The sequence below is a fragment of the Kitasatospora sp. NPDC029312 genome (assembly GCF_055569215.1).
This window is the reverse complement of sequence record NZ_JBVHXY010000001.1, coordinates 24035-30738: the sequence shown is the minus strand read 5'-3', so window position 1 is coordinate 30738 and position 6704 is coordinate 24035. Positions and strand designations below refer to the sequence as shown.

The 6704-nt window shown below is 75.2% G+C and carries 4 protein-coding genes; all 4 read right to left on the bottom strand.

Annotated features, from left to right (window positions below; all coding sequences use genetic code 11):
* Nucleotides 1-196: 196 nt before the first annotated feature.
* A complete protein-coding gene (locus ACZ4WV_RS00150) occupies nt 197-934 on the bottom strand; it encodes a transglycosylase family protein (protein WP_465741132.1) in 738 nt (245 codons plus the stop codon).
* Between the two features lie 574 nt (nt 935-1508).
* Complete coding sequence (locus ACZ4WV_RS00145) at nt 1509-2177, bottom strand: response regulator transcription factor (protein ID WP_465741130.1); 669 nt, start codon at nt 2175-2177, stop codon at nt 1509-1511.
* A 141-nt stretch (nt 2178-2318) separates the two neighbouring features.
* A complete protein-coding gene (locus ACZ4WV_RS00140) occupies nt 2319-3908 on the bottom strand; it encodes a sensor histidine kinase (protein WP_465741128.1) in 1590 nt (529 codons plus the stop codon).
* 111 nt (nt 3909-4019) lie between these two features.
* On the bottom strand, nt 4020-6650 hold the full coding sequence (locus tag ACZ4WV_RS00135) for a SpoIIE family protein phosphatase (protein ID WP_465741126.1): 2631 nt from the start codon (nt 6648-6650) through the stop codon (nt 4020-4022).
* Nucleotides 6651-6704 lie beyond the last annotated feature (54 nt).

The window sequence follows — 6704 nt, the reverse complement described above, 5'->3', positions numbered from 1 at the left end:
GCAGGCGTTCAAGCCCCCCCCCCCCCCCCCCCCCCCCCCCCCGCCCCCCCCCCCCCCCTCCCCCCCACCCCCCCCCCCCCCCCCCCCCCCCACAACCCCCCCCCCCCCCCCCCCCCCCCGTGTCCCCCCCTCGGCCGGCGTCAGGACCTGCCGGAAGCCCCAGGACGGCTGGGACGCGCCAGGACGCGATGGTGGGTCAGACGGTCAGGGTCTGCCCCGGGAAGATCAGGTCCGGGTCGGTGCCGATGATGCGGGCGTTCTTGCTGTAGAGGCCGTCGGTGTCGACGCCGAACTTGGCGGCGATGTCGCTCAGCGTGTCACCGCTCCGGACGGTGTAGCTGCCGCCGGAGGTGTTCTTCTCCGCGTCCGGCGCGGACTGGGCCGGCTTGGCCGACGGTCGGCCCGTGGCGGCCTTGGGCGCCTGCTGCTGGGCCCTGGGGGCAGCCTTGGGCGCCGTGGCGGGCTTCTCCGCCCGCTGGGCGGGCTTGGCGGCGGTGTCGGCGTGCGCCGAGGTGTCGACGGCGGCCGGGGCGCCGCCCTTGCCGAGGCCCGCCTTCTTCGAGCAGACGGGCCAGGCGCCCGGGCCCTGGGAGGCGAGGACCTTCTCGGCGACGGCGATCTGCTGCGCCTTGCTCGCCTGGTTGGCCTGCGGGGCGTACGCCGTGCCGCCGTACGCGGCCCAGGTCGACGGCGTGAACTGCAGTCCGCCGTGGAAGCCGTTGCCGGTGCTGATGCTCCAGTTGCCGCCGCTCTCGCACTGGGCGACGGCGTCCCAGGCGGAGGTGGTCGCGGCGGAGGCCGAGGTGGCCGTGACGAGGCCGGCGACCGGCAGGGCCGCGACGGCGGCACCCGCGAGGACCGCCATCCGCACGCGGTTGCGCTTGGGGCCGGCGGTGGAGTCGGTGGCAGCGGCGGTCTCGTGACGGTGAGTCATGAAGTTCCTCTCGTCAATCCCCGGGCGGGCAGCCGGAACCAAGCCCGGGACATGGGGCGGTGGGTCGCGCTTGCCTCGCTCGTCGGACGGCAGCGCACGTGTCGGACGTGCCGTGCCGTCCCGGCCACCTCCGCTCGCCGACGGCCTGGCAGGGCCGGTACGGCCCGCCAGAGCCGGTCTCGTCGACGGGCAACGCCCTTGCGCCGGAGGTCAGTCGGCGGGCGGTGCGTCGGGGTGAACCCGGGTGGCGCTCGTTGCGCCGCCAAGAAAGCTAGGGGCCATCTCCGGGGCGCAGCAAGCGGTTCTTGGTAATCGCAGGTCAGTTGACGGTTACCGGCGGTACGGATCAAGGAACTGCGGCTGGTTTGACCGGGTTTGACCGCATTTTCAGGATGAAACGATCAACTTCCGTGCCCTCACTCACATCTGTCCAGCCGTAAAACCGGGCACACCATCCACGCTCCGCAGTCAGGAGCTGACGTGCCGTCACCGTGACATCCGGAGTTCCCGATTCAGGCATCCGATTCAGTGGGATCCGCCACAGCGGACACCCAGCGTACTCGACTGAACACCGTCAGCTTCGGCCGTCGAGCTCCGCGTCCCGCGCCAGCAGCGCCGCCTGGACGCGGTTCTCGCAGCCCAACTTGGCCAGGATCCGGCTCACGTACGTCTTCACCGTCGCCTCGCTCATGTGGATGCGCACCCCCGCGTCGGCGTTGGACAGGCCCTCCCCGAGCAGCGCCAACACCTCCAGCTCGCGTGCGGTCAGCACCTCCAGCCGGCGCCGGGCCTGCGCGCTGCGGGCGGCCGCCGAGCCGCTGCGGCCGGAGGCCAGCGAGTCGACGATGTGCCGGGTGGCGGCCGGGGAGAGGAAGGCGTTGCCGCTGGCCGCCGCCCGTACGGCCTGGATCAGCTCGTTCGGCGCGGTGTCCTTGAGCAGGAATCCGGCGCCGCCCCCGGTCACGGCGCGCAGGACGTTCTCGCGCTCCCCGAAGGTGGTGAGGATGATCGCCCGTGCGCCGGGCGCGACCCTCGCCAGCTCCCCCAGCGCCGTCAGCCCGTCCATCACCGGCATCTGGATGTCCAGCAGCACCACGTCCACGCGGTGCGACCGGGCCAGCTCCAGCGCCTCCCGGCCGTCGGCGGCCTCCGCGACCACCTCGATGTCGTCGGCCGAACCCAGGATCATCCTGATCCCGGCTCGGATGAGCGGCTCGTCGTCGGCGACGAGGACTCGGATCACTGGTGGTCATTCCCCTCGAACAGTGGTGCGGCTGCGGCACCATCCTCACATCCCGCCCCACCCGCACCCCGGCCAGGGCGGCCGGCCCGGCCCGGCCAAGGACCCGGCAAGGACCCGGCAAGGACCCGGGCTGCCCGGCGGTCAGTCGTTGGTGACGTACTCGACCTTGTCCACCAGCACCCCGTCCTTGAAGCAGAACCGCGCCACGTGGCTCTCCGACCAGGACTCGGAGCCGCCCTTCGACAGCGAGTACCACCGGCAGCGCGAGCCCTCCGGGCGGTCCGGGCCGCTGCGCTCGTAGTCGGAGGTGAAGAAGTCGTTGCCGGGCGGCAGCTGTCGCATCACCTCGGCCTTCGACTCGCCGAGCTGGATCCGCTCGTACACCGACTGGTCCACCGTGGAGTCGCCGGCGCCCCGGACGAAGGCCAGCGCGCCCCAGACCACCAGCCCCACCACGACCAGCGTGACCGCGCCCACCCCGGCCGCGCAGCCGATCGCCGGGCTGCGCCGCCCCTCGCCCGCTCCGTCGGCCGGCGGCAGGCCCTCCAGGACCCAGTCCTCCTCCCCGACCAGGGCGCCCGCGCCCTCGCTCTCCGACCCCTCGTACGGGAGCACGGCCGCGAGCCGGAAGCCCTCCTCGGGCGTCGCCCCGGCGTGCACCATGCCGCCGACCAGCCGGGCGCGCTCCCGCAGCCCGGTCAGCCCCTGTCCGCCGCTGACGACCGACCCCGCGCCGACGTGTGCGCCGACGAGCTCCGGCGCTCGGGGGTTGGTCACCTCGACGACCAGCGCGTCCGGCTCGTAGCGGAGCGCGACCGCTATCGGCGCGCCGGCGGCGTGCTTGTGCGCGTTGGTGAGCGCCTCCTGCACGATCCGGTAGGCGGCGTTGTCCACCGCGGCCGCCAGCGGGCGCCGCTCGCCCTCGGTCGAGTAGGCCACCTCCGTCCCGGCCGCCCGGGAGGACTCCACCAGCTCCGCGATGCCGTCCGCCCCGCCGCGGACCGGCGTCGCGCCCTGCGTGCCGACCGCCGGCGGCAGCGCCGTCGACTCGTCGTGCAGCACGCCGACCACCTCGCGCAGCTCGCGCATCGCCGCGACGGCCGCCTGCCGCAGCACGCCGACCGCCTCCCGCTGCCGGTCGGTGAGGGTGCGGTCCACCTCCAGCGCGCCGGAGTGCACGGAGATCAGCGCGAGCTGGTGGCCCAGACTGTCGTGCATGTCCTGGGCGATCCGGTGCCGTTCGCGCAGCCGCGCCTGGCGCACCACCATGACCCGCTCACGGACCAGCTGGTCGTTGCGCTCGCGCAGCGCGTCCAGCAGCGCCCGGCGCTGCGCGCGGTAGCGCCCGTACAGCGCGGGCAGGACGGCGAAGACCAGGAACATGCCGAGCGACAGTCCGACGATCAGCTTGGGTGAGGCCGAGGCGCCGTCCTTCACCGCCCCGGTCACGGTGAACAGCAGACAGCTCAGCACGACGGAGCCCAGCAGCCGCCCGACCCGGCGGATCCGCGCCCCGGCCGCCCACCCCGCGCAGACCAGCAACGGCAGCGGCCCGAGCGACCAGCCCGTCATGGCCCCGACCAGGACGAGCACGACGCCCGGGAACCCCCGGCGCAGCACCCACAGCACCGCGACCGCCGTCCCGAACGGCACCGCCAGCCCGGTGCCCGCGAGCACCTCCAGCAGGCCCGCGACCACGCCCATGACCAGGGCCTGCACTGCCTCGCCCACCACCCGCCGGCGGGGCCAGGGCCCTGGCAGCGCCGTTCGTACCGCCCTCGACCAGGCCCGCGCGCTCGCATCCACCGCTCGAGGCTAACCGGACGGCCCCGCCCACCGCGGTCACCCTTCGTCGCCCCGCGCACCGACGAAAGTCGCCGGTTCGAAAGCGGTGAGCAGCAGCGCCACGTCGTCCACCCGCCCCGTCGAGCCGACCTCGCGCAGCAACCGCTCGGCCAGCTCCTCCGGGCCCTCCTCGGGCCGGGCGTGCGCCAGCGCCGCGCGCAGCCGGTCCACGCCCTGATCGATCGCCAGCGCCGGGTCCTCCACCAGGCCGTCGGTGTAGAGGGCGAGCAGCGAACCGGGCCGCAGCCGCAGCTCGCTGGCCGGGTACGTCGCTCCCCCGTCCACCCCCAGCAGCGGCCCGCCGGGGACGTACAGCGCCTCGGCCCGGCCGTCCGGGTGGCGCAGCACCGGCGGCAGGTGCCCGGCGCGGGCGATCCGGACGGTGCCGTCCGCGGGGGTGAGGCGGACCAGGCAGCAGCTGGCGAGCAGCCCCGGGTCGAGGTCCAGCAGCAGCAGGTTGGTGCGCTCGAGCACCCGGTCGACCGGTTCGCCGCCGCTGGCGAAGGCGCGCACCGCGCTGCGCAGCTGGCCCATCGCGGCGGCGGCGCCCACGCTGTGGCCCTCGACGTCGCCGATCACCAGGGTGAGGTCCGCGCCAGTGACGATCGCGTCGTACCAGTCGCCGCCGATCTCCATGCCCTGGGTGCCGGGCAGGTAGCGGGCGGTGATCCGGACGCCCGGCACCTCGGGCAACCGGTGCGGCAGCAGCCCCTGCTGCAGGCCGCGGGCCAGGGCGAACTCGGCGTCGTAGAGCCGGGCGCGCTCCAGCGCCTGGGCGATGAAGCCGCCGAGGCCGGTGAGCAGGCCGCGCTCCTCCAGGGTGAAGGCGTGCGGGCGGTCGAAGCCGAGGATGCAGCTGCCGACCGGACGGCCGGAGGCGATCAGCGGCAGGAAGGCCCAGGCGCCCATCTCGTCCAGGGCCAGACCGGGGTAGGCGGCGGCGAGCTCCTGGACCGACTCGAAGAAGATCGGGTGCCCGGTGCTGAGCGTCTCCGCCCCGGGCACCCGGGCGTCCAGCGGGGTGCCCTCGAAGCCGTCCAGGAAGCCGTCCGGGTAGCCGGACTGGGAGACCAGGTGCAGCCGCTGCTGGTGCACCGTGTAGATGGCGAGCTCCTGGCCGCCGAAGGCCGGGAGGATCTCCTCGGCCACCGCCCGGCACACGTCGCGCACGGTGACGGCCTCGGTGAGGGCGCTGGCGAGCTGGAGCAGGTGGAGCGTGCCGCCCACGCCGGTGGCGGCGGTGGACGGCGGCGGGGCGGCGGGCGGTTCGGCCGCGTCCGGCGGGGCCTCGGCGGCGACGACCCGTCCGGTGACGCCGTGCGCGTCGGGGTAGAGCGAGAAGGCGAGCCAGCCGCCGGCCGGGCGGGCGGCCAGGAAGGCGGTCGGCTGCTGGGAGAGCAGGGCGGCGCGGTAGCGGTTCTCGTAGAAGGGGTCGGCGAGCCAGGGCAGCACCTCCCACGGGCAGTGGCCGACCAGTTTGTCCCGGCCGACTCGCAGCAGCGGCTCGGTGGCGCGGTTGGCGTAGGTGATCAGGCCGTCCGGGGCGAGCGCGAAGACGCCCTCGCGCATCCGTTCGACGGCGGCCGCGGCGGCGGTCACGGTGCGGACGTCCAGCACCGCGCCGACCAGGTGGCTCCGGCCGTCGGCGATCGCGCCGGGCACCCGGGCCCACAGCTCCACCGGGTACGGGCGGGCGTCCGGCCCGAGCACCCGCACCCGGGCGGCCAGCACCTCGCCCCGCTCCATGGCGGTACGGGCCGCCGCCCGGAACCCGGGCACGTCGCCGGGGGCGATCCGGCTCGTCAGGCAGCCCACCGTGCCGTCGAACTCGCCGGGCCCGAAGCCGAAGATCTCCTGGAACAGCGCGTCGGCGGCGAGCGCGCCGGTGGCCGTGTTCCAGTCGAACAGCCCGACCCGGGTGGTGGGCGCGGACGGCGGCGGCAGCTCCACCACGGCGGCGTCCCCGGACGGCTCGACCAATCGCCCGGCCGCCGCCAAGGCGTCCAGCCCGGCGCCCAGGCGGGCGGCGACGGCGTCCAGCCGGCCGGACTCCCGGGCCGGCGCCCCCTCGTCCCCGGCAGGCCACAGCACGTTGAGCACCCCGAACCGCCCCTCGCCGTGCTCCACCGGCACGCAGGCGGAGACGAAGTCGTACGGCAGCCCGACCGCGAGCTGGGGGAAGCGCCGCATGGCGTCCTCGGTGTCGGCCAGCGCGATGGTCCGCCCGGTCCGGAAGCACACCGCGACCGGCAGCGGCCCGGCGGCGGCGATCCGCCGGAACGGGCTCATGATCGACAGCGGCGCCCCGGCGAGGGTCAGCAGCATCAGCGACCGGTGGTCCCGCGACCGCAGGTACACCATCGCCCCGTACGCTCCGGTGGTCCCGACCACCCGGCGGACGGCCTCCGCCAGCAGCTCGTCCCGCTCGTGCACCGCCTCCACGAGCACTCCCCGGCCCGCCTCCGGACCCACCCCCGGCTCCGCCCCGGCGCCGAACGCCGCACCCAGCTCCGAAACCGCACCGGAGAGCGCCTCCGGACCCGGGTCCAGGACCGGTTCCGGCAACGTTTCCGGGACCGCCGCGCGGACCGGCTCATCGGCCCCGCCGGTCGCCTGCGGATGGCGCATGCTCCCTTGCTACGTCCGCCCCGGAACCCTGTCAAGGCGAGCCCTGTGGCCTGA